Here is a 24277-nt window from a genome sequence, read left to right as displayed (position 1 = left end):
AATTGACGTGACAGCGAACCGGCCTCAAAAACAGCATATTCATAAAGTATCAGGATTGTCTTTTCAGGATATTTTTATTATGGAAATACGCCTGCTAGCATCCGTTCCACAACAACAAAGAACCGCTGCATTGCGAAGGTTTGCCAGACTTATGTCCACTCGCCTCACTACTCTGCTACGTGTCCTCGTGCCCGCTGTTGCCGTCGCCGGCACCCTGATGACCGGTGGTTGCGCATCCCCGGAAACGGAGCAGGCCAACCGGTCCCAGCAAACGATCGAGATCGGTCCCCAGGGCGCCCGTTATCCGTTCGTGGTCTTTGCCAATCACGACCTGCAGGCGTCAGAGGCGCGGATCGAGCAGGCGGTGGTAATCCTCCATGGGGTCAAGCGCAACGCCGATACCTACTTCGCCACCGGTCGCAAACTGCTCAAGCTGGCACAGTTGCCGAACCAGCAGACCTTGCTGCTGGCGCCCAACTTCCTCACCGAGGCCGATCGTCGCGCCAGCAATGACCTGCCGCTGTGGCGCAAGGACAACTGGATGCAGGGCGAACCCTCGGGCTTCGGCCTCGGCGGTATCAGCTCGTTCCAGGCGCTGGACGATGTGGTGCGCTACCTGGCCGACCGCCAGCGCTTCCCGGCCCTCAAACGCATCACCCTGATCGGCCACTCCGCCGGCGCCCAGTTGATGCAGCGCTACGCTGTGCTCAATCCCCAGGACGAAAGCCTGCGCCAGTCCGGTATCGACATCCGTTATGTGATTTCCAGCCCGTCGACCTATGTCTATTTCGACGCCAACCGGCCTCAGTCCCAGGGATTTGCCCCGGTCGTCTCGATCATGTGCCCCAGCTACAACCGCTATCGCTACGGGATCGATGCCGCTCCCGCCTACCTGCAGGTCCAGCACCTGAGCGCCGAGCAGTTGTTCCGCCGCTACGCGGGTCGCGATGTCACCTACCTGGTCGGTTCGAAAGACAATGATCCGGCCAACCGGATCATGGACAAATCCTGCGGCGCCGGCATGCAGGGCGCGACCCGGGTCGAGCGACAACTCAACTACCTGGCCTACGAACGCTTTCTCGGCCAGAACTGGAACATCCCGGTGCAGCATCCGCAATTCCAGGTGCCAGGCATCGGTCACAGCGCCAACGGCTTGTACACCTCGCCGCTGACCGCCGAGCGATTATTTCCGGCGCGCTAGGGAGCGGGCGGCAGGGCCGCCCCCGTTCCCCTGAACATCCCGTTATCTCCCAAAACAATTAAAAAATCCGGGAACCACCCTCATCATGAAACGGATACGTGCTTCTGCCCCTGCGCAGCCGATCTGCCGTGGTCGCCAGTTGACGCTGCTGGCCGCCACCCTGCTCACGCTCCATGCCCAGGCCGAGACGCTGCCCTCGTCCGGCACCCTGTTCGATGCCAACCGCTCGCAGCTCAGTCCGTCCGAGCGCGTTCCCGCGCCGGCCCGGCAGCGGGTGCAGATCGAAGCGCCGGCCACGGAGCAGAATCGCCCCGCCGCTGCCGCTTCGACCCTGAAGGTCAAGGTCAGCCATTTCACCCTGAGCGGCAACCAGGCGTTCAGCGATGCGCAGTTACAGGCACAGTTGAAACCTTTCCTGGACCGGGAACTGGACCTCAACGGCCTGCGCGACGCCGCCGCCAGCATCACCGCGCTGTACCGCGAAAACGGTTACCTGGTGGCCCGCGCCTACCTGCCGCCACAGAATATCCAGGCCGGCAGCGTCGCCCTCGCCGTACGCGAAGGGGTGATCGGCAAGGTCCGCGCCGAACCGGCACCCGATGTCCGCCTGAGCGCCGGCATGCAGCAACGCTTTGTCGACGACCTGGTGCCCGGCACCGTCATCCGCGAAGCCGATCTGGAACGGGTGCTGTTGCGCCTGTCCGATATCGCCGGGGTTTCGGTGCGGGCGGTTCTCGCCCCGTCCGCGCAACCGGGTGCCGCCGACATCGTGCTGAAGATTACCGAGATGACCGCCTGGACCACCCGCGCCAGCATCGACAACTACGGCAACTACTACACCGGCTCGAACCGCATCTCGACCAACGTCAGCCTCAACGATGCCCTGGGCCTCGGCGAAAGCCTGTCCCTCAATACCCAGAACTCCCTGGAAGGCCTGAGCATCCGCAGTATCGGCTACCTGCAACCGCTGGGTGCCAGCGGTGTTTCCCTCGGGCTCAACCACGCCACCCTGGACTACCAGATCGGCAAGGAACTCAAGGACGCCCAGGCCAGCGGCTCGGCGGACATCGATACGGTCTACCTGACCAGCTCCTTGCTGCGCAGCCGCAACAGCAATATCAACCTGTCCCTGGCGGACGAATGGCGGCGCTTCGAAGACCGTACCGCGGCGACCCAGGTCAGCAAGTCGGCCAACTTCCGCAGCATCAGCCTCTACGGCGACTGGCGCGACGGCTGGCTGGGCAGCAACCTGTGGAGCCTTCGCTACGGGCGCGGCACCCTGAACAAGGACACCGCCGCCGATGCCGCCCTCGACCGGGTCACCGCCCGCGCCGCCGGCGACTACACCAAGGCCAACATCTCCTTCAGCCGCCTGCAGCAACTGGGCAACGGTTTCTCCCTGCTCGGCTCGATCACCGGGCAATACGCCGACAAGAACCTCGACGCGTCGGAAAAGCTCAGCCTCGGCGGCCCCGATGGCGTACGCGCCTACCCGGTGGGCGAAGCCGCCGGTGACCAGGGCGTGCTCGGCCGGCTGGAGTTGCGCAAGTACCTGGGCCGCTTCGCCGACTCGCAGGTCGAAGCCGCGCTGTTCGCCGACGCCGGTCGGGTCACGGTGAACAAGCAGCCCTGGGACAACAGTGAAAACCAGCTCAGCCGCTACGGCTACGGCGTCGGCCTGAACGTCTATCACAAGGATGTGGTGATGAACGCCAGCCTGGCATTCTCCCCTGGCGCCACGCCCACCGCCGATCCCCATGAGGCACGGCGCTTCTGGCTGTCGATTTCCGGTTCGCCCCAGGCCTTCGTCGGCCTCGCCAGCGATATCGGCGGCAAGGGCGAGGACTTCGAAGAGCCCTCGACCGATTTCATCCTCTACGGTTCCGTCGGCCTCGTGCCCGAATACGTCGACCGCCATGGCGCCGCACCGGCGGGTGTGGCCGACCAGAGCAAACTGGCCACCGCCAACGGACGCAACATGGCCAGTTTCACCCGTGTACGTGACAACGTCTCCTATATCGGTGCCCATAGCGGGATTCCCCTGGCCTACGACTGGGACTTTCTCTGGCAACTGGAATACGGCCTGTCGCTGAACTATGCCGACCACAGCGATGTGTCGGTACCGGACGACAGCTCCTCCCACAACCAACTGCGCAACACCGGCGTGGCCCTGGCCAATCCGGACAGCGGGACCTTCCTCTACGGCATCTGGGATATGCCGATGAAAGAGAGCATGACCGGCCTCGACCCCTTCCACGGTCGGACCAGCGCCGCCCACTACAACATCATCGGCTCGCCCGGCTTCAGCACCAGCATCACGCGTAACAGCGGCCCGGTGGGCACCGCCTCGGAATCGAACAACGACGACGCCGCGTTCAACCGTCGCCAGTCCGGCGTGTTCGCCTACTGGACTCCCCAGTGGCATGGCCTGCAAATGAAGCTGGCGTACTCCAACAACGGCGAGAAAGCCGCGCCGGACGTTGACGAGGGCTATATCTACGGCGGCAGCCTGACCTATGAGAATGCGGGCTTCACGGCGATCGCCGCCTACGAAAAACACGTCAACTATTTCGGTATCGCCAGCATCGGCCGCAATGCCCGGGGCGTGGGCAGCAACACCCATGTGACCGCCGGCACCTCGTCCGACGACTTCAGCCTGCGCTACGGCCTGGCCTACGACTTCGGGGCGACCAAGGTCTCGCTGATCGCCGACGACCTTTCCTATTCCGAAGATGGCGTGATCAACACCAGCAACACCTCGACCGACGTCTCGCGCTATCGCCGCCAGGCCTGGATGGTCGGCCTGACCCACGACGTGAACAAGCAACTGCAGTTGCGCGCCAGCTACGCCAAGGCCCTGCCGGGCGAGTGCACGATGATTTCCGGGAACAACCGCGAGTGCTCCACCGATGGCATGGGCGCCACCCAATACGCGGTCGGCTTCTCCTACAAGCTGAACAAGCAGACCGAGCTGTTCAGCCAGTACGTGCTGCTGCAGAACAACTCGCTGGCCAACTACAACTTCGCGATTTCCGGGGTCTACGCGGCTTCCGGTTACTCCCCGGGGACCGGGACCACGATCAGTGCCCTGGGCACCGGCATCAACTATTCATTCTGAGGAGGCGACCATGAAGACGCACAAGACCCCAGGAATGACCCGCCCGATGCTCAGCCCGCTGAGCTGGGCGATCTTCGCCGCCGTCTACAGCCTGGTGCCCCTGTCGGCCTGGGCCCTGGACCCCAATGCGCTGCCGAGCAACGGTCATATCACCGCCGGCAGTGGCAGCATCAGCAGCAGCGGCAATGTCCTCAACGTCAACCAGACCAGCGACCGCCTGTCCACCACCTGGGACACCTTCAATATCGGCAGCGCCGCGCAGGTCAACTTCAATCAGCCCGGCGCCTCCTCGGTGGCCTTGAACCGCGTGCTGTCCAGCGATGCCTCGCAGATCTTCGGCAAGCTCAACGCCAACGGCCAGGTGTTCCTGATCAACCCGTCCGGCGTGTTGTTCGGCGCCGGCTCGGCGGTGAATGTCGGTGGCCTGGTGGCCAGTACCCTGAACCTGTCCGACGCCAACTTCATGGCCGGCAAGAACCTCTTCGAAGGTAACGGCAGCAGCGCCACGGTGATCAACCAGGGCCAGATCAAGGCCGCCGATGGCGGCTACGTCGCCCTGCTCGGGGGCCAGGTGCGCAACGAAGGCACGGTGGTCGCCAAGCTCGGCTCGGTGATGCTCGGCGCCGGGGAAAAAGTCACCCTCGACTTCAACGGCGACGGCCTGATCAACATGGCGGTGGACAACCCGGCGCTCAACGCCAGCGTGGTCAACAGCGGCGCACTGCAAGCCAACGGCGGCCGCGTGATGCTGTCGGCCCGGGCCAGCAACTCGATGCTCAACGAGGTGGTGAACAACAGCGGCGTCATCGAAGCCACCAGCCTGCAACAGCGCAACGGCACTATCATCCTCGACGGCGGCGACAGTGGTGTCGTGGCCAACAGCGGCAGCCTCGACGTGTCCGGGCGCAACCCGGGGCAAACCGGCGGCAACGTCACCCTGACCGGCCAGTATGTCGGCCTGTACGACGGCACGCGGATCGACGCCTCGGGGGCTGCCGGCGGCGGCCAGGTACTGGTCGGCGGTGACTTCCAGGGCACGGGCCCGTTGCACCAGGCCGACGCCACCTACATGGACGGCAATGCCAGCATTCACGCCGATGCCTTGAACAGCGGCGACGGCGGCAAGGTGATCCTCTGGTCGAAGGACAGCACCCGGTTCTACGGCAATATCAGTGTCACCGGTGCCGGCCAGACCGGCAAAGGCGGCCTGGCGGAAACCTCCGGGCATGCACTGGACGCCTTCGGCGTGGTCAACCTCAGCGCCGCCTCGGGTATCGGCGGCACCTGGCTGATCGATCCGTTCAATATCAATATCACCAGCGGCGCCAGTTCCGGTGCCACCAGCAGCAACCCATTCACCTCCAGCGGTTCGGCCAGTTCCAACCTGAGCTCGGCGACCCTCAACGCCTCGCTCTCCGAAGGCGCGAACATCCTCGTCTACACCACCTCGGTGGGCGGTACGTCCGGCGATATCAACGTGCTGGACAACGTCAAGGCGGTCGGCAACGCGAGCCTGACCCTGCAGGCCCATCGCAATATCGTGATGACCAACACCAGCATCAGCAACGCCAGCGGCAAGACGCTGAACGTCTCGCTGCTGTCGAACTTCAACAACAGCGGCAACGGCTCGGTGCAATTGAGCAATGCCACCATCCGTACCAACGGCGGCAACCTGACGATCAGCGGCGCGGCCTCGCCTACCGGATCCTTTGCCAGCACCAACGTCAGCAACGGCTTCGGCGTCTCGCTGAACAACAGCCAACTGCTCACCAGCGGCGGCGACATCCTGATTCGCGGCGCCACTTCCGCGACCCTGGCCAGCGGCTCCACCGCCGGCGCGGTGCAGATCGGCGGCGCCAGCCTGCTGGATGCGGGCGGCGGCAGCATCGCCATCGTCGCCAACCAGGCCAGCACCAGCGGCACCGGCGATGCCTTCGTGCTCACCGGCGGCAGCCAGATCGTCACCAGCGGCACCGGCTCGATCCGTATCGACAGCAGCAACCTGGGCAGCGGCAACGGCACGCGGATCTTCAGCACCAGTAACACCATCGCCGCCACCGGCTCGGGCAATGTCACCCTCAACGGCAGCGCGACATCCGGCCAGGGCGTGCTGATCTGCTCGACCGCCGCCGGCTCCACCCAGAACGTCCGGGTCGGCAGCGGTACCCTGACGGTCAATGGCAGCAGTACCAGCGGACGCGGCGTCAACCTGTCGGCCTCCGGCAATGGCGTGGTCAACCTCCAGGCCACGGCCGGCGGCAAGCTGCTGGTCAGCGGTGACAGCGGCGGCTCCTATGGCACGATCTTCAACGCCACGGGTGTGGGGTCCTCGATCAACCTGCTGAGCGACGGCGATATCAACGTATCGGGCAACACCTCGGGCGGCACCACGCCGGCACTGGCCCTGGTCAGCTCCGGCAGCGGCAGTGCCGCCACGCCGGGCTCGCGGATCAACATCGGCAGCAGCGCCGGCAACGTCACGCTGACGGCCAACAGCACGGTGATCAACAACACCAGCGGCTCGTTCCGGGCGATCTTCTTCGACGCCAGCGGCGCCTATGGGGCGATCAATGTCAGCACCCAAGGCGGCCGGCTGACCCTGGACGGCACCAGCGCTTCGGGGCGCGGCATCGATCTCGCGCCCTCAGGCAGCAATGCCAGCGTCAACCTCTCGACCACCAGCGGCGACCTGTTGCTCAGCGGCAACAGCACCAACAGCTTTGGCGGCTACGGGATATTCTTCAACTCCACGGGCGGCTCCCAGGGTGTCAATGTCTCGACCACCACGGGCAATATCACACTGCGCGGCGACTCGGTAGGCACCTCGGACGCCATCGCCCTGGGCGGCAGCGGGATCGCCTCGACCAACAGCATCACCTCCCGGAGCGGCAATATCAGCCTGCTCGGCAACTTCCACTCACCCAACAGTGGCGAACTGGACCACGGTATCGCGATCCTCAGCGTGACCAACATCATCCAGACCCACGGCAACGGCAATATCACCCTCGACGGTAGCGCCGCCGACCAGGGCAATGGCATCGACTTCTACGGCAACGGCCGGGCGCTGGTCAGCGTCGACGACGGCCGACTGGTCCTGCGCGGCAGCAGCGGCTACGCCGACGGCATCGGCATGGCGACCGGGATCAACCGGATCCAGGCCACCGGCAGCGGTTCGGTGTCGCTGACCGGCAGTTCCACCTACGGCAACGGCATCAGCCTGTACCCCTCCGGTAACGCCAGCTCGGCAACCCTGTCGACCGTCAGCGGCGACCTGACCCTGACCGGCAGCAGCAGCAGCGCGGCGGGCGAGGCCGGGATCTTCATCCGCGCCGCCTCGGCCGGCCCGGCCAACGGCGTGAGCCTGCTCTCGGGCAGCGGCAACCTGCGTCTCAATGGGCGTACCGACGGCAGCAACTCGGGGATCGCCATCGTCGGCAACAGCAACAGCGCCTACACCCTGATGCAGACCGGCGGCAACGGCCAACTGAGCCTCGACGGCTACAGCGCCGGCGGCTACGCCCTGAGTTTCGACGGCGGCAACAACAGCCTGCAGGCCGCCGACGGTGGTGTGCTGGTCAGCACCGAATCGCCCGCCGGGCGCTTTATCAGACATACCACCGATGTCACCACCTTTACCGCCAGCGGCAACGGTGCCGTGGTGTTCCGCCAGGGCGGCACGATCAGCAACCTGTTGACCGACCCGGCGGCCGCCCCTGCCGGCGATGCCATGCAACGAACCATGAGCGACAGCCTCTGGACCCGCCCACTGCAGGACCACAGTCGCCTGACGCCCCTCGATGGCCTGCGCGATCAACCGCACATCGACCTGGCCCGCTTCGACCAGGCCTCTATTGCCAACCCATTCGATAACCGTGAAGAGAGACCCCACGACCATGAAAAACCTTAAGCCGACCTGCCCTCCGTTCCGTCTCGGCCGGCTGGCCCTCGGACCGTTGCTGATGCTGGCCATGGGCGCGGGGAACGCCGCCGATGCCAAGGAGCCCCACGACTATTTCTATTTCCTCGGGGAAATGAACAAGGCCTCGACCGTGATGGTGATCGACAACAAGATCGTGCCCGCGGACCTGGGCAAGAAGATCGTCGCGGCCGTCGAGCAGGTCATCAATGACGGCAATCGACCGGGCGCCGAACGGCCGGCCGACTACCTCAAGTACGAACCGTTGATCCTCGCCATCGCCGGCCCCGACGGTTCGCGCATGCACTCCGGGCGCAGCCGCCAGGACATCCTGTCCACCACCCGCCGCCTGATGCAGCGCGAGCGCGTGCTGGGCCTGCTGGACTCGATGAACAAGTCCAAGGCGGTGTTCCTCAAGCTGGCCGCGGACAACCGCGACACCCTGGTCCCGGCCTATACCAACGGCGTCCAGGCCCAGCCGACCACCTACGCCCATTACCTGCTGGCCTTCAGCGCGGTGTTCGACCGCGATGCCGAGCGCCTGCGCCAGGCCTATGCCCGTCTCAACCTCAGCCCGCTGGGCTCGGGCGCCCTGGGCACATCGAGTTTCCCGGTGGACCGCAAGCAACTGGCAGAACTGCTGGGCTTCGATGGCCCCGTGGAGAACTCCTATGACGCCGCGCAGCTCGGCGCCCTGGACACCGGCATGGAGCTGACCGGCATCTGCAGCAATGCAGCGGCCACCATCGGCAGCCTGGTGCAGGACATGCACACCCAGTACCACCAGCCCTACCCGTGGATCATGATCACCGAAGGCCGCCTGACCGGCACCAGCAGCATCATGCCGCAGAAGCGCAACCCCTACGGCCTGAACCTGCTGCGCCTGCAAGCCAGCGATGTGGTCGGCGGCGCCATGACCTACCAGTTCGAGGCGCACAACGTCACCCCGGGCATGCCTGACTACAAGCGCGACCAGGTGGAAAAGACCCTGGACCTGACGGCCAGCTCGTTCCAGATGCTTGCCGACCTGATGAGCAACCTGCAGATCGACAAGGCCCGGGCCCTCCAGGAGATCGATGCCGACTACTCCACCACCACCGAGCTGGCGGACATCCTGCAGCGCGAATCCAATGTACCGTTCCGCGTCGGGCACCATTTCGCCTCGGACCTGGTGACCTACGGGCGCACCAACAAGATGAAGCCGGCGGACATCCCCTTTGCCGAGGTCCAGAAGATCTACGGCGAAGCGCTGAAGGCCTTCGATATGCAGAATGTGCAGTTCCCGCTGACCCAGGCGCAGTTCCGCAAATCCCTGACCGCGCAGAATATGATCGAGTCGAGCAAGGGCCTCGGCGGTCCGCAGCGTGCGGAAGTCGATCGCATGCTGGCGGCGGAACAGGCCAGCCTCGGCGTCGACGAAAACTGGGTCAAGGAGCAGAAGCAGAAACTGGCGATGGCTTCGGCTAATCTGGACAAGGCGTTTTTTGCGCTGGGGCGTTAAGAGTAGATCGCGGCGCCGGCAGGTTCGGGGGATGATCCTCGAACTTGCCGGAGCCCTTGAGGCCGCCTTCGCGGGCAAGCCCGCTCCCACAGAGGTACGCAACAATCCTGTGGGAGTGGGCTTGCCCGCGAAGGGCCCCCAAGGAGTCCTGGACCATGCAACAGGTGCCTCCACATAAATCCCGTGGGAGCGAGCTTGCCCGCGAAGAGGCCCCGGCAGCCACCACAGCACTGGCAAATACACGCTCTTTCACCAAAGGCCCACCCGATGCCCGAAGACAACTACTCGCTGGAGCACTTCGAGTTCCTCTGCTACTCCCGCAACCATGAAGCCGCGGCGCGCGAGCTGGTGCGCCTGCTGCTGTTGATCGACCGCCACTACGGCAAACTGTCCAACACCTTTTCCCTGGCGGTATCGCCGGCCCTGCCCGCCGCCGAGCTGGAGGCCCATGCCCTGACCCGCCTGACCAGCGCCATCTCGGCGCTGTTCTCCGACCCCGGCTTTCGCATCAGCCCGGATGGCTTCGGGCAACTGATCCATTTCCAGCGCTGGCTGTCGTCACTGTTCGCGGCCAGCGCCTTCGTCAACGCCGACCACCTGCTGCAATCGCTCAATACCCTGGGACCGACCGCCGATGATTTCCAGGTCAACAGCGCCGACCTGGTGAAGTTCTGCGTGCTCTACTCGGCGGAATCGGAAGTGCCCCTGGACGTCGAACTGCTCTGGCGGCAGAACCGCGATATCGCCGCGGCGTTGTTCATGGCCTTGCTCTCACCACGACTGATCGGCACCCAGGCCGCACACTCCAAGCGCGAGGCGCTACTGGCCTGGTTGCCCAGCCGACTGGAGGAGATCGACAGCCTGGACACCCTGCCAGTAGGTATCCTGCACGATGCCTACATGCATTGCAGCTACGCCGACCTGCCCCAGCGCCATGACATCAAGGCCTCGATCAATCGCCTGGTGGAGCGCAAGCTCGCCGCGGCGGACATCCTCGACCTGCCGACCACGACGCCGCGTCCCACCAACGCCGACAAACCGGTGATGCTGGTGCTGCTGGAATGGTTTTCCGCCGGGCATTCGATCTACCGCACCCATTCCAGGACCCTGGAAGCCGCCCGCGCGGGTTTCCAGTTGGTCGCCATCGGCTATCAGGCCAATGTCGACGATGCCGGTCGCGAAGTCTTCGACCACTTTGTCGCCTTCGACGAGCCCGACGATCTCTATGCCTGCCTGCGCCAGCTGAGGAGCGTCGCGCAGGCATGGGCACCCCAGGTGTTCTACATGCCCAGCGTCGGCATGTTCCCGATCACCCTGTTCGCCAGCAACCTGCGCCTGGCGCCATTGCAGGTCGCCGCCCTCGGGCATCCGGCGACCACCCGCTCGCGGCATATCGACTACATCAGTGTCGAAGAAGACTTTATCGGTGACCCGGCCTGCTTCAGCGAACGGCTGTTGCGCTTGCCCGCCGACGGCCAGCCCTATCGTCCCTCGGCCCATGTGGTGGCGCTGCCCAAGCATCAGCGCCAGGACTCGGCAGTGGTGCACGTCGCCATCGCGGCCACCACCATGAAACTCAACCCGCGCTTTCTCCTGGCCTGCCAGAAGATCGTCGAACTGACGCCGCAACTCCATGGTCGCGAAGTGCGCCTGCACTTCCTCATCGGCCAGGCCCAGGGCCTGCTCTATCCGCAGGTGGTCCGGCTGATCCAGCGGTACGTGCCGCAGGCGGTGGTGTATGCCCATCAGCCGTACCAGGACTACCTGGCGATCTTCAACCAGTGCGACATGTTCCTCAGCCCCCTGCCCTTCGGCAATACCAACGGCATCATCGACGCCCTGACCGTGGGCCTGCCCGGTATCTGCAAGACCGGCCCGGAAGTGTTCGAGCATATCGACGAAGGGCTGTTCCGCCGGGTCGGCCTGCCGGACTGGACCATCACTCATACCTTGGAGGAGTACATCCGCGCGGCCTGCCGCCTGGCCGGCAACTTTGCCGAGCGCGAGGCGCTCTATCGCCAGCTGGAACGTCCCGAGGCGCTGCAGCGGCTGTTCAGCGGTCGCCCGCAGGCGCTCAGTCAGGCGCTGTCGGACCTGCTGAAAACGGCGCCTTGAGTTCACGCTGCATGACCTCGCGGTCGAGGGCGCTCTCCCAACGGGCAATGGCCACGCAGGCCACGCAGTTGCCGATGGCATTGGTCAGCGAGCGGCATTTCATCAGCCGCTCGACGCCCAGCAGCAGGACCACCCCTTCGGTGGGCAGGAACGGTAGCGCACTGAGGGTGGCGGTCAGGGCGACAAAGGCCGAGCCGGTCACACTGGTGGCGCCCTTGGACGTCAGCGAAGCCACCAGTACCAGCATCACCAATTGCGCAAGACTCAGGGGAACCTCCTGGACCTGGGCGAGGAAGATCACCGCCACCGCCAGGTACAGGTTGGTGCCGTTGAGGTTGAACGAATACCCCGCCGGCATCACCAGGCGCACCACCGCCGGAGAGCAGCCCAGGCGCTCCATCCTGGCGATCAGGCCCGGCAGCGCGGCAATCGAAGATGTGGTGAACAGCACCAGGGCCAGCTCATCCTTCACATACAGCAGCAGGCGCCAGAGACTGACACCCGCGAGCTGGCTGACCAGCCCCAGGACCAGCACGATGAAGACCACGCTGGCGAGATACAGGCAGGCGACGAACTTGAGCAACGGCACCATCGAGCCGACCCCGTACTTGCCGATGGTGAAGGCGATGGCGCCGAATGCCGCCAGGGGCGCCAGCTTGAGAATGAGGTTCATCAGGCTGAACAACAATTCAAGCAACAGCTCGATCATCCGCCGTACCGGTGCCCCGCGTTCACCGCTCCAGGCCAGGGCGACACCGAACACCAGGGCGAGCAACAACACTTGCTGGATATTGCCCTGGGCGAAGGCGCCGAAAAAACTGCTCGGGATCGTCGCCAGCGTGGCCTCGGTGAACTGCCACTGCCGCCATTGGGCGAGGAAATATTCGCTCGACGAGGTCAGGCTCGACAGTTCATCCAGCGCAAACCCCGGTCCAAGGTCGTTGCCCGGATGCAGCAGCAAGGCCGCCACGACGCCCAGCAGCAGCGACAGCAGGGTCATCAAGGCGAAATACAGCAAGGCCTTGCCGCCGATCTTGGCCGCCTGGGCCTGGCTGCGCATGCCGGCGATGCCCGAGACCACCAGGGCGAACACCAGCAGGCTGATGGGCATGCCGATCAAACGCACGAAACCGTCGCTGAGGGGACGCATTTCCACCGCCAGCGCCGGGTACCAGCGGCCGAGGGCGATGCCGCAGGCGACTGCGATCAGAATCTGTACCACGCCTCGCTTGAAGAACCCCAACCCCATTCGCCGCACCGTCGCCTGTCGATCCTCGCCCATGGTACTGGCATCCGGGCCCGCACTCACGCCTGATTTCTCACATGGCTGCGCGAGGGGGCTACGGCTACAATCGAAGCCATCCGAAGGTGCCCTCAAACGGCATTGGCAATTAAACGGCACGGGCGGTACACGCCACTCAAAACATAAGAAGCCCCATGGAACTCCGACACCTGCGTTATTTCCTGATGGTCGCCGAGGAACTGCATTTCACCCGTGCCGCCGCGCGCCTGAACATGCAGCAACCGCCCCTGAGCAACCAGATCCGCCTGCTGGAAAAGGAACTGGGTTTCGACCTGTTCAAACGGCACCCCAAGGGGGTGGACCTGACGGCCGGCGGGCAGGTGTTCCTGCAAGAAGCCAGGGCCATTCTCAACCGGGTCGACGAGGGCTCGAAACGCGCGGCACGGGCCGCCCAGGGCCTGGAAGGCAAGCTGTCGATCGGCTTCACCAGCTCGGCCGCCGCCCACCCGTTGATTCCCGGTATGATCCGCGCCTATCGCGGGCTCTATCCGAATGTCGAGTTGCTGCTCAGCGAAGGCAATGCCGGAGAGTTGACCGATGAAGTGAACCTGGGGCGCATGGACCTGGGCATCCTGCGTGCGCCGGTGAGCCGGCCCAGGGGCGTGACCCTGTACCGGCTGCTCAACGAGGAAATGCTGCTGGTGCTGCCGGTGGGCCACCGTCTGTTGCCGGCGGATGTCCTGGTCAACGGCCTGAGCCCGGACGAGATCGACGCCATGCCGGTGATTGCCATCGGCGACCTGGCCGACGAGGCGTTTATCCTGGTACGCCGCCATGGCGCGCCGGGCATGTACGCCAAGCTGGTGGAGGCTTGCGAGCGCGCCGGTTTCACCCCGAAGATCGCCTTCGAAATCGAGCGCATGCTGACCAACATCAATCTGGTGGCCGCCGGTGCCGGTATCTCGGTGGTGCCAGCGTCCATGCGCAGCTTCCATCGCCACAGCGTCGTCTACTGTCGGATCGGCGAAGCCAGTCCACGGCTGGTGGCACCGATCACCCTGATCGTGCGTACGGAGGACCAGGACCCGACCCGGCAGAACTTCATCGAACTGGCCCAGGACCTGGGGCGCCAGTTCCGCCGTGAACAGCTCCCCCGCCCCTGAGTCGCACTACAACGTCAGGAACAGCGCCGACGTCCAGACCCGTGACTGATCGCGCTGCCGCGCACAGATGAACAAGGGATGCTCACGACCCGGATCGAGCTTCAGCTGCGCCAGGCCGATGCGCCCTTGCAGTTCGCGGGGCAGCGGCGCGGCGGTGGTCCGCTCCAGGGAGACCTTCAACTCCGCCCCCGGCAGTTCCTCGATCACCTGTGACTGGGCCAGCAGCGTTTCCCCGGACACCTGGATCAGGACCGCAGGCGCGTGCACATAAGGTTGCGGCTCGGACGGATCGCCGACCTTGATGTAGTTGTCGATGCGGCTGCGGATCTCCAGCGTCGCACCGGCCAGTTGCGACAGATCGATCTCCAGGCTGTCGGTGTCGCCATTGGTATCGGTGCGAAAGGCCAGGACCGTCGCGTCCTTGCGCCAGACCGTCTGCTCCGGATGATCGAGCCCCAGGGCACGAAAACCGTTGATGAGCGCACCGGTGATGCGGATTTCGCCGCTCCAGTAGGCCCCCCGATAACGATCCTTGATCCGTGCGCCGCCCAGGCGCAGGCGAATGCGCTGCTCGGAAAAGCCCAGTTCCTGGTGCAGGTTGCGCGACCAGATCAACCGCTCGCCATCGAACAGGTCGACCTGTTCCCAGCCCGCGTCACCCAGCAGGCGGTAGTCGAGCTGCGCATCGGCCGGCGCGTTGAACACCTCGCCCATGAAGTGCTCGCCCTCGCGCAGGCTGGCAAATGAGCGTTCGCCGGTGGTGGCGAACGTCCGCCGTGCCCGCAGCGCCTTGCCGACACTGACACGGTCGAAACGCTCGGCAAGCACGCCGGTCAGTCCGCCGCGGGAACCGAATACCGCGGTGGCCGGGACACCGCCGCCACAGCGACCCTGGTGCTCGTCGCTGTTGGCCGCCGCACCGACCCGATAGCCACGCTGCAACGCCTCGGCATAGACCCAGTGGAATTGCCCCCAGGCCGAGCCGACTTCGATCAGCCGCTCCAGTTCCGGATGGTGCCAGTCGAGGTTGCAGCGACGCCCGCCGACATGGGGCATCATCAGATGGCCTTCGGGGTCCTTGGCATAGGCGGCGTACAGCTCGTCCACCGGCCAGGCGCCCGGTTTGATGGTGCCGGCGGTGAATTCGTTCCATTCGAAGGAGCGTACCAACCGCCCCTGGTTATCGAAGGGGAATTCCGGCTTGCGGTCATGCAGGAACACCACGTTGCGGTCGCCACCGGCGCAGGAGTTGCCGCACCATTCGGTCCCCGGATAGCAGACAAATCGGCCCGCCTCGTTGAGTTCGTGGATCAGCCTGACGGCCTGGTCCCAGCGTTGCTCGGTGATATTGAAATCATTGGCGGTGTAGCCCAGCACATCGAGCCCGGCCACATCGCGGCCGTAGCTGAGGTTGTAGAGCGTGTCGTTGGTGCCCACGGTGTCGTCGGAATGCACATGCAGGTCGGCATACAGCGGGCGCAAGCCGCTGCCGGCCGGGTCGACCGTGACAAAGGCCTGGGCCGCGCGCACAAAAGGTCCGTGCACAAAGGGACCGTGCACCTGGGCCGACAAGCGCCACTCGCCCACCGTATCGAAGGCCAACCCCTCCAAACGGGCAATCGCCCACCCCTCATTCGCCAGGCGGAACGCTTGCTGGCGCTGCTCGCCGTCCGGACCGTCCAGAGTCAGCAGGCCATCGAGCGGCAACTGCCGGCAGGTATTGCCCCAGGCATCGTCGACCCGCAGCAGCACGTCGAACGCCTCGCCGGCGCTGACCAGTCGCGGCACGATCAGTTGTACGCCATGGGCCGGTCCCGGAACGATATCCAGCAGCGGGTCACCCGGCACCTCGGCAAATTTCGAACTGCCCAGCGGATCGATGAACAGGCGAAAACGGAAGTCCTTCTCGACAAAGCTCTGCACCCGCGTGCCCGCCCCGCCCTGGCGACGATCGCCCAGGCGGATGATGACCCGGTCACCGGGATTGAGGTAGCCGTCGACGATATCGATGATGATCGCCTTCTGGAACGGCCGCTCGTGGCCCTTCTGGTCGAAACGCACCTTCAGGTGCTGCACCGTGGCCCGGCTCTGGCCCGGCACCAGTTCGCCGGCCTGGTACTCGGCGCTGACATAGTTGGCACCGGCCGGATTCGAGGTCTGGAACAAGGCCCAGTCGGAGTAGAACTTGAAGGCCAGTTTCAGCCAGGCGCCATCGGCCAGGCCGCTGCCACCCACCTCGTAGACCAGGGTGATCTCGTCCCACTGACCGGCCACCAGGGTGTTGCGATCACAGTTGACATGGCCCAGGAACGGCCGCTGCTTGTTGCGTTCATACAGGCCTTGCGGGGCAATGTAGTGCCCGGCTTCGCGGGGATCGAAAACGTTGTTCACATGACACCTCGTACGGGTCTTGGCGGAATTTTCAAGGGGGCAAGGGGATCGTCGCGACCTATTGCACACGCCATTTCTGGTAGTGACGCTCGATGCGCCGGAACACGAAACTCTCCATCAGCCAGGCGGTCAGGCCGATCAGCACGATGCCCAGCAGTACCTGGCTGCTGTTGCCGATCTGGCCGCCGGTGGCGACCATCCAGCCGATACCCTGGGAGGCACCGATCATTTCCGCGGCGACCAGCGCCCGCCAGCCCTGGCTGAAGCCGATACGCAGGGCGGCCGTGACAAACGGCAGCGACGCCGGCAGGTAGACATGGGCCAGCAGTTGCCAGGGATTGGCCCCCAGCGTGCGCGCGGCACGGACTTCGCCACCGCGAATGCTCTGCACGCCCTCCTGGATCGTCACCGCCATGGGAAACACCGCGGCGATAAAGATCACCAGGACGATGGACACGTAGCCCAGGCCGAAAATGATCATGATCAACGGTGCCCAGGCGATGGGCGGGATCGCCATGAACAGGCTGTTGAGCGGCGAGATGAAATCGCGAAAACGCGATGACAGCCCGCCCGCCGCGCCCGACAGGAGCGCGACGATGACCGCGGCACAGAACCCGCCCAGCTCTTCGAGCACGCTGGCCCGCAGGTGCTGCCACAGCGAGCCGTCGCCCAGCCAGCGCAACGTCTCGCGGGCCACGTCCCAGGGCTGCGGCAGGATGTAAGTGGGAAAACGGCTGGCCAGGGCCACCCAGATCAACAGCAGGACGGGCAGCGAAGCCCAGCCCCAATTCGGTTTTGGCAAGGACATGACAGACTCAGCGCGAGGCTTTTTCCAGGTAGGTGGTGTCGACGATCTGCTCGGTCTTGAGCGCGACATCGATAAAGCCCAGGTCGTGGGAGTAGTTCATCAGGCGCTGGATAAAGCGGATGTCGGCGTCCTGCAGATCCGCCGACCAGCCGAGCCGGCTACGAGCCTGGGCAACGATGGTTTCCGGGGCGATGGTGCTGCCGTCAGGGCCCTGTACCGCTTCGAGCTTGAACGCCTCGGCAATGATCCGGTTCGACTCGGCGGGATGCTCGTTGAGAAAGGCAATCGCCCTGCGATGCGCCCGCAGCAGCTTGACCACATCGTCAGGGCGCTCCTGCAAGGTCTTCGGCAAGGCGATCACCACGTACCAGGGGTATTCGGGCAAGGCCTGGTTGACGTCGAACAGTACCCGGCTCGAACCGCGCAGCAGCGACTGGCTGACAAAGGGCTCCCAGGAAAAGGCCGCATCGACGATGCCGCGCTCCAGGGCAGCGTTCATGTTGCCCGGCGGCATATCGATAATGCTCAGGTCGGTCTCAGGATCCAGACCGGCCTTCTCCTTGAGCACATAGCCCCTGAGCAGCACGTCCATGCCGCTGCCCTTCTTGACCCCGGCGAGTTTCTTGCCCTTGAGTCCGGCCAGGGAAGTGATCAGGCTCTTGCTGTCGACGATCACGGCAGCCTGGCCGTAGTTGACCTTGGCCAGGATGCGGCTCTGCAGGCCACGGGAGAACCACTGGTACACCGGTGGCGTACCGACGTAGGCCACATCCAGTTCACCGGCCGCCAGTGCCTGCTGGATCACCGGCCCGTCACCGAGGGCCTTGAGATCCACCGTCAGGCCTTCCTCGCGGTAGTATCCCTGCTTGTCCGCGATCAGCGCCGGCGCGTTGGCCATGGCAAACACATACCCCACCCGCAACGGCCGGGCCTCATCGGCAACGGCCGATAAACCGCCGGCCATGGCGACCACGGAGAATGAAAGGGCAAGCAGGCTACGTTTGATCATTGGATCGACTCGATTTCAAGGGAGAGGGAAACGACGGGAGGAATGCGGGCCTCGGACAGCGCCATGACCTGGGCAATACGCTCCATCAGCTCATTGCGGTAATCGAGGAAAGCCGGCAGCCGGCGGGTGTGGCGATTGGAGCGTGGACGCGGCAGGTCGATCCGCAGCTCGCTGTGGATGCCACCCGGGGCGATATTCAGGACAATCACCCGGTCCGCGAGGAAGACCGCCTCGTCGATATCGTGGGTAATGAACAGCACCGTCTGGCCCAGTTCGGCCCAGATCCGCAGGGTTTCCTCGTTCATGCTGTTGCGACTGATGGCATCCAGCGCGGCGAAGGGTTCGTCCATCAGCAACACCTGCGGCTCCAGCGCCAGGGTGCGGGCCAGCGAGACACGCTGCTGCATCCCGCCGGACAGCTGGTGAGGCAAACGCTGGGCAGCCTGCTCCAGGCCGACCAGGCGCAGGTACTGCACCGCCTGCTCGCGCTGTTGCGCCTCACTGCCCTCGGCGGCCATGCGCAAACCGAAGCGCACGTTCTCCAGGGCGGTCAACCAGGGAAACAACTGCGGCGCCTGGAACACATAGCCGAGTTCCGCATGCTCCGGCTGCACCGTGGCCTCGTTCAGGTGGATCTGTCCCGACTGCGGCCGGACAAAACCCGACAACAGGTTCAGCAAGGTCGTTTTGCCGCAGCCGGAAGGCCCGAGGATCGCGACGAACTCGCCAGGGGCGGCGCTCAGGCTGAAGGAGGAAAACACCCGATGACCGTTGGGGTAACTGAAACTGATGTCATCGACCATCAGTGCCGCGGCCGGCCGCGGGGCACAAGGAAAGAGTTCTGGCATGGCAAGTGTCGTCAGGTCGTTTACAATAGGAATGCCTGACATAATACGTATTAATACAAGTCATCCCAATAACCTGTTTTTATAACCTTAGAAGCGAAGTCTCGGTCCTCGCTTCTCCGGCCATGGAATCACTCAGTGTCTACGTCCATTCTTCGCGACAGCACGACCTCGCTCTATGAACAGATCGCCCACCAGTTGCTCGGCGAGATCCAGCGCGGCGACTACGAACCCAGCGGCAAGCTGCCCTCGGAGGCCGAACTGGGCCAGCGCTTTGCGGTGAGCCGCGTGACCATCCGCCTGGCCGTGGGCAAACTCAGCGACGATGGCGTGGTGGAACGCAAACAGGGCAAGGGCACCTTTGTCGCGGCCAAGCAGGTGCGCCATGGCCTCGATGCCCTGCGCAGCTTTCATGAAGCCTTGCTGCTGCAAGGACTGAAGCCGAGCATGCGGGTCCTCGACCATCATCTCCAGGCGGTTCCCGAGGCGTTGCGCGGCCTGTTCGGCCCGGCGCAGGACTGCCTGCTGCTGGAGCGCCTGCACTTTGTCGACGACGACCCCATTGCCCTGGGCCGCAGCCACTTGCCCGCCGAACTGGCGAGCGTGGTCTGGAGCGAGGTCGAGCACCGGCCGATCTATTCGATCCTGGAGTCGATCACCGGCTCGCCGGTCACCCGCGCCGACATGGCGATCCGCGCCCAGGAAGCCGACAGACACCTGGCCACCGCGCTGAATGTCAAACGCGGTGCGGCCCTGCTGGTCATGGAGCGCACCTCGTATTTCGCCGATGGCCGCTGCTGTGACCGCACGACCTTCTTCATTCGCCCGGAACGCTACGCCTTTGTCCTGAGCGGCGTGTTCAAGTCCAGCCCGAGCGCGTGAGAACGACGGCCCGCCAGGTTCGTTCCGGGGCCTGGCGACAGGCTTTCACCGCACAATCGCACTAAGATCCAAAAAGAATTAATAAATAAATAATCAGTATTTATCGTTATTAAAACAACCACGTACTCTCCCCTCATACCGACACTGGAGAGTCCCCATGCATCCGACCGATACCGTTATCGACCTCGCCCGCTACCGCAAACGCAAGCAGGCGCAACAATTGGCCCGGACCCTGTGGGAACTGTATGCACGCAATGCCGGCTACCAGGCATTCCAGTGGGTGCAGACCGCCCGCGCCAGCGAGATCCGTCACGCGTGAATGCACAGGAGCCCTCGCGGTTTCTGCCGAGTGCCGACGAACCGCTGCTGGACCTGAACCACCTGCAGGCGCTGGAAGAAGATCCGATCTGCGAACGGGTCGCGCAGAACCTGCAACGCTTACGCGGCAAGCATCATCTGTCCCTCGACGCCCTCGCCCGCCAATGCGGGGTCAGCCGGGCGATGCTGGCGCAGATCGAGTCCGGCCGCAGCGTGCCGTCGATCAAGGTGCTGTGCAAGATTGCCAAGGGCCTGAAAGTATCGGTGGCGGCGTTCCTCGAACATCGCGCCTTCGAAGGCGTGGCCGTGTTGTCGGCGAACAAGAGCAAACGCCTGGTCAGTGCCAACGGCGCCTTTGTCAGCCGCGCCCTCTTCCCGTTCGATGTCGCCCGCCAATCGGAGTTCTACGAGTTGCGCCTGAGCCCGCTGGGCGAGGACGAATCCGAAGGCCACGGCCCCGGTGTCCAGGAAAACCTGGTGGTGTCCCAGGGCGTACTGGAGATCAGCGTCAATGACCAGCGCTACCTGCTGTCCACCGGCGACTCGATCCTGTTCTACGCCGACCAGCCGCATCGCTATCGCAACCCCGCCGACAGCGAAGCCGTGGCGTACCTTGTGGTGACCTACCCCGAACGCCTCGACTGACCCACCGACAGCCACGAAAAAGCCCGGCGAGGATTACTCCAGCCGGGCTTTTTTACTGCCGCGATCGATCAGCAGGTGCAGCACATCATCGGCATGCCGTTGCAGCTCATCATCATCGGCATGCTGCAGTCGTCCATCAGCTTCATCATCAGGGCGCAGCAGCTTTTCATCATGTCCATGTTCATACCGGCCATCGGCATGATCTTGCACTGCATGCCGTCGGCCAGCATCGAGCATTCCATCACGCACTTCATCGATGGCATCGGCATGCCCATCATCGGCATCATGCTGCTCATCATCGGCATGGCCATGGCCGCCTGGGACATGCACATCATGCTCATGTTGGCGCAATGCATCATCATCGGCATGCCGCAGTCCATCATCATCTGCATCATTTGCGCGCTGTTCTTGAACATGGCCATGTCCATGCCCGCTGCCGGCATCATCTTGCACAGCATGCCGTCGGCCATCATTTCGCAGCTCATGGTCGCCATCATCATCGGCATACCCATGGCCGGCATCATCGGCATGGTGTTCATCGGCATTGGCATCTGCATGGCATTCATCATGGTGAAACTCCCTGATAGTTCGATAGTTGGACGAAGCTGATGGGGCGGATTCTAAGGAATGCCAGGCACACGGCAAGATGCCGATCCAGCAGCGGGAACGGATGTCGCAGCGAGTTTTATGCTGTCCTTTGCGGACCGATATCTGCCTTGACGTTCATATCGCTTTCAAAGCAGACAGGGACGAAGTTCAAGCTGCAGAAACCCGGCTTTGGATATGCCTATATGCGCTATTCAAATAACCGAAGGAAATAATCAATCTAACCAGGCCGAACTTTCCTGGTTTCCTCAACGCCGATGGGCCAGGGAACGCACCAGCCGGTCACCGAGGCTTTGCACGCCCTGCACCATGATCACCAGGACAATCACCGTGGCGACCATGACCTGATTGTTGAAGCGTTGGTAACCATAGCGGATCGCCAAGTCCCCCAGGCCGCCCCCGCCGATCACCCCAGCCATGGAGGAGAAGCCGATCAGCATCACCAGGGTCAGGGTGACGCCCGCCAGCAGGGCCGGCAGGGACTCGGGCAACAGGACCTTGAAAATCACATGGCGGATATCACCGCCCATGGACAGGATCGCCTCGATGCGTCCCTTGTCGACCTCATCCAGCGCGTTTTCCACGATACGGGCAAAGAACGGAAAAGCGCCGATGGTGATCGGCACCACGGCGGCGGTACTGCCCAGGGTGGTGCCGACAATCAGCCGGGTCAGCGGGATCAGGGCAATCAGCATCACCACGAATGGCAACGACCGTCCCAGGTTGACCAGCGCGCTCAAGCCGCCATGCAGGCGCGGCAGCGGGTACAAGCCATGGCGGCGACTGATGAACAACAGGACCCCGAGGGGCAGGCCGATCAACAAGGTGAAGAGTCCCGCCAGCAACACCATGTACAACGTCTCGCCAGTGGCATTGAGCAACAGCTGGAAAATCTCGTTCCAGTCGATGGTCCGGTTCATAACTGCGCCAACCTCAAGCGGGGGACCCGTACCTCATCGTCGAAGCGCGACTGTCGGGACGGCAGCAACGAGCGGCCCAGGGCCGAATCCGGGTCGGCCAACAAACGCGCCAGTGGGCCGGACTCCAGCACTCGCCCCTGGGCCAGGGAGGCGGCGTGGTCGCAGATCGAGCGGATGACGTCCAGCTCATGGGTGATCAGCACGATGGTCAGCCCCAACCGGCGATTGATATCGCGCAGCAATTCGAGAATCGATGCCGTGGTTTCCGGATCAAGGGCGCTGGTGGCTTCATCCGAAAGCAGATAGGCCGGCCGTGCCGCCAGGGCGCGGGCAATGCCGACCCGCTGTTTCTGCCCGCCGGACAGTTGCGAGGGAAACGCCTCGGCCTTGTCCGCCAGGCTCACCAGTTCCAGCAACTCACTCACCCGCTCGTGCCGTTCGGCCTTGCCGACACCGGCGATTTCCAGCGGTACGGCGATATTGTCGAACACCGTGCGCGAATGCAGCAGGTTGAAGCCCTGGAAGATCATGCCGATGCGCTGGCGCTGGCGACGCAGGTCCTGCTCGGACAGTGCCGTCAGATCCTGGCCGTCGACCACTACGCGTCCGGCACTGGGGCGTTCGAGCAGATTGAGACATCGCAGCAGGGTCGACTTGCCGGCGCCGCTGCGGCCGACGATGCCGTAGATCGCCCCGTCGGGGATATCCAGGGACACCCGGTCCAGTACCGGTGCTCCGTCGCCATAGTGTTTGCTCAACTGCTCGATGCGGATCATGGTGCACTGGCCGCGACGGTCACTGGAATCACCGAGCCCGAGTAGGTATCGGTGATGAACTTCGCGACCTGGGGTGAGTTGAGATCCTTGGCCAGTTGCCTGATCCGTGGGTCATCCTGCAACTTCGGCGTCGTCACCAGGATATTCGCGTACGGATTATGGGCAGCCTTTTCCAGGCCCAGGGCGTCCCTGGCCGGCGACAATCCGGCCTCCAGTGCGTAGTTGCCGTTGATCACCGCCAGGTCGACATCGTCCAGGGCGCGGGGCAACTGCGGTGATTCGATCTCGAGAATCTTCAGTTGCCTGGGGTTCTCGGCAATATCCCTGGGCGTCGCCTGGTCGGTGGCCGGATTGTTGAAGCCGGGCTTGAGCTTGATCAGGCCGTTATCCTGCAGCAGATACAGGGCGCGACTGAGATTGGTGACATTGTTCGGCAGCGCGACGGTGCCCTTTTGCGGCACCTGGTCGAAGCTTTTATGCCGGTGCGAGTAGATTCCCAGCGGTTCGATATGCACGGTGGCCGCCACCACGAATTTCTGGCCGAGGGCCTGTTCCTGGGAATTGAGGTACGGCAGGTGCTGAAAGTAGTTGGCATCGACATCGCCGTGGGCCAGCAGCTCGTTGGAGTTCACGCCGTTGGGGATTTCGATGACCTTGAGGTTCAGTTGCGGATCGATTTTCTGCACATAGGCCAGGATCTGCGCGTGGGGGACCGGGTCCGCCGCCACCCGCAACGGTTCCGCGGCCAGGGCGCCGAAGGAAGCGAACAGGCCCGCCAGGACCGCCAGGGTCAATCCGGTTTTTTTCAACATGCTGGTAA

At 64.0% G+C, this 24277-nt stretch carries 18 protein-coding genes; 9 read left to right on the top strand and 9 right to left on the bottom strand.

Annotated features, from left to right (window positions below; genetic code table 11):
* Window positions 1-151 precede the first annotated feature (151 nt).
* From HX851_RS01620 to HX851_RS01600, 5 genes are all read left to right on the top strand, one after another.
* Window positions 152-1201: an alpha/beta hydrolase gene (locus HX851_RS01620; RefSeq protein WP_177057126.1), complete on the top strand. Its 1050-nt coding sequence runs from the start codon at window positions 152-154 to the stop codon at window positions 1199-1201.
* 85 nt (window positions 1202-1286) lie between these two features.
* On the top strand, window positions 1287-4319 hold the full coding sequence (locus tag HX851_RS01615; RefSeq protein ID WP_177064728.1) for a ShlB/FhaC/HecB family hemolysin secretion/activation protein: 3033 nt from the start codon (window positions 1287-1289) through the stop codon (window positions 4317-4319).
* A gap of 10 nt (window positions 4320-4329) precedes the next feature.
* Entirely contained in the window at window positions 4330-8226 is a 3897-nt protein-coding gene (locus HX851_RS01610; RefSeq protein ID WP_177064726.1) for a beta strand repeat-containing protein, read from the top strand.
* Entirely contained in the window at window positions 8213-9736 is a 1524-nt protein-coding gene (locus tag HX851_RS01605; RefSeq protein ID WP_177064724.1) for an argininosuccinate lyase, read from the top strand. Before HX851_RS01610 ends, HX851_RS01605 begins: the two co-directional genes overlap by 14 nt.
* Before the next feature lie 267 nt (window positions 9737-10003).
* Window positions 10004-11851: a peptide transporter gene (locus HX851_RS01600; protein ID WP_177064722.1), complete on the top strand. Its 1848-nt coding sequence runs from the start codon at window positions 10004-10006 to the stop codon at window positions 11849-11851.
* On the opposite strand, the gene HX851_RS01595 is transcribed toward HX851_RS01600, so the two are convergent.
* A complete protein-coding gene (locus tag HX851_RS01595) occupies window positions 11811-13160 on the bottom strand; it encodes a cation:dicarboxylate symporter family transporter (protein ID WP_368670253.1) in 1350 nt (449 codons plus the stop codon). The genes HX851_RS01600 and HX851_RS01595 overlap by 41 nt on opposite strands.
* Before the next feature lie 128 nt (window positions 13161-13288).
* Between HX851_RS01595 and HX851_RS01590 the strand changes: the two genes are divergently transcribed.
* The gene (locus HX851_RS01590) at window positions 13289-14257 is read left to right on the top strand and encodes a LysR family transcriptional regulator (RefSeq protein ID WP_177057131.1); all 969 of its coding nucleotides are present in this window, start codon (window positions 13289-13291) and stop codon (window positions 14255-14257) included.
* 6 nt (window positions 14258-14263) lie between these two features.
* Here the strand turns inward: HX851_RS01590 and HX851_RS01585 are convergent, their stop codons facing one another.
* Genes HX851_RS01585 through HX851_RS01570 form a run of 4 tightly spaced genes read right to left on the bottom strand, consistent with a single transcriptional unit; the run spans window position 14264 to window position 19313 of the window.
* Complete coding sequence (locus tag HX851_RS01585) at window positions 14264-16648, bottom strand: hypothetical protein (RefSeq protein WP_177064719.1); 2385 nt, start codon at window positions 16646-16648, stop codon at window positions 14264-14266.
* 58 nt (window positions 16649-16706) lie between these two features.
* Window positions 16707-17456 carry an ABC transporter permease gene (locus tag HX851_RS01580; RefSeq protein WP_177057133.1) on the bottom strand — a complete coding sequence of 250 codons (750 nt, stop codon included), beginning with the start codon at window positions 17454-17456 and terminating at the stop codon, window positions 16707-16709.
* A 7-nt stretch (window positions 17457-17463) separates the two neighbouring features.
* Window positions 17464-18465: an ABC transporter substrate-binding protein gene (locus HX851_RS01575; RefSeq protein ID WP_177057134.1), complete on the bottom strand. Its 1002-nt coding sequence runs from the start codon at window positions 18463-18465 to the stop codon at window positions 17464-17466.
* Window positions 18462-19313, bottom strand: coding sequence for an ABC transporter ATP-binding protein (locus HX851_RS01570; protein WP_256262733.1), 852 nt, complete (start codon window positions 19311-19313; stop codon window positions 18462-18464). Before HX851_RS01570 ends, HX851_RS01575 begins: the two co-directional genes overlap by 4 nt.
* A 135-nt stretch (window positions 19314-19448) precedes the next feature.
* Here HX851_RS01570 and HX851_RS01565 point away from each other — a divergent pair, with 135 nt between their 5' ends.
* From HX851_RS01565 to HX851_RS01555, 3 genes are all read left to right on the top strand, one after another.
* Window positions 19449-20192, top strand: a complete 744-nt coding sequence (locus tag HX851_RS01565) for a GntR family transcriptional regulator (RefSeq protein WP_177057136.1) — start codon at window positions 19449-19451, stop codon at window positions 20190-20192.
* Between the two features lie 157 nt (window positions 20193-20349).
* Window positions 20350-20511 carry a hypothetical protein gene (locus HX851_RS01560; protein ID WP_177057137.1) on the top strand — a complete coding sequence of 54 codons (162 nt, stop codon included), beginning with the start codon at window positions 20350-20352 and terminating at the stop codon, window positions 20509-20511.
* A gap of 53 nt (window positions 20512-20564) precedes the next feature.
* Window positions 20565-21155, top strand: coding sequence for a helix-turn-helix domain-containing protein (locus tag HX851_RS01555; protein WP_177057197.1), 591 nt, complete (start codon window positions 20565-20567; stop codon window positions 21153-21155).
* Between the two features lie 68 nt (window positions 21156-21223).
* On the opposite strand, the gene HX851_RS33525 is transcribed toward HX851_RS01555, so the two are convergent.
* The 4 genes from HX851_RS33525 to HX851_RS01535 form a co-directional block, all read right to left on the bottom strand.
* A complete protein-coding gene (locus HX851_RS33525) occupies window positions 21224-21724 on the bottom strand; it encodes a hypothetical protein (protein ID WP_256262358.1) in 501 nt (166 codons plus the stop codon).
* Window positions 21725-22009: 285 nt separating this feature from the next.
* Window positions 22010-22681, bottom strand: a complete 672-nt coding sequence (locus tag HX851_RS01545) for a methionine ABC transporter permease (protein ID WP_177057139.1) — start codon at window positions 22679-22681, stop codon at window positions 22010-22012.
* The gene (locus tag HX851_RS01540; protein WP_177064715.1) at window positions 22678-23457 is read right to left on the bottom strand and encodes a methionine ABC transporter ATP-binding protein; all 780 of its coding nucleotides are present in this window, start codon (window positions 23455-23457) and stop codon (window positions 22678-22680) included. The genes HX851_RS01545 and HX851_RS01540 overlap by 4 nt, the downstream gene beginning before the upstream one ends.
* Window positions 23454-24269: a MetQ/NlpA family ABC transporter substrate-binding protein gene (locus tag HX851_RS01535; RefSeq protein ID WP_177057141.1), complete on the bottom strand. Its 816-nt coding sequence runs from the start codon at window positions 24267-24269 to the stop codon at window positions 23454-23456. Before HX851_RS01535 ends, HX851_RS01540 begins: the two co-directional genes overlap by 4 nt.
* Between the last annotated feature and the right edge of the window lie 8 nt (window positions 24270-24277).

It is taken from the genome of Pseudomonas gingeri, assembly GCF_013385635.1.
Lineage (GTDB): Bacteria > Pseudomonadota > Gammaproteobacteria > Pseudomonadales > Pseudomonadaceae > Aquipseudomonas > Aquipseudomonas gingeri_A.
The sequence above is the reverse complement of the archived record's forward strand: the minus strand, read 5'-3'. Positions and strand labels throughout refer to the sequence as shown.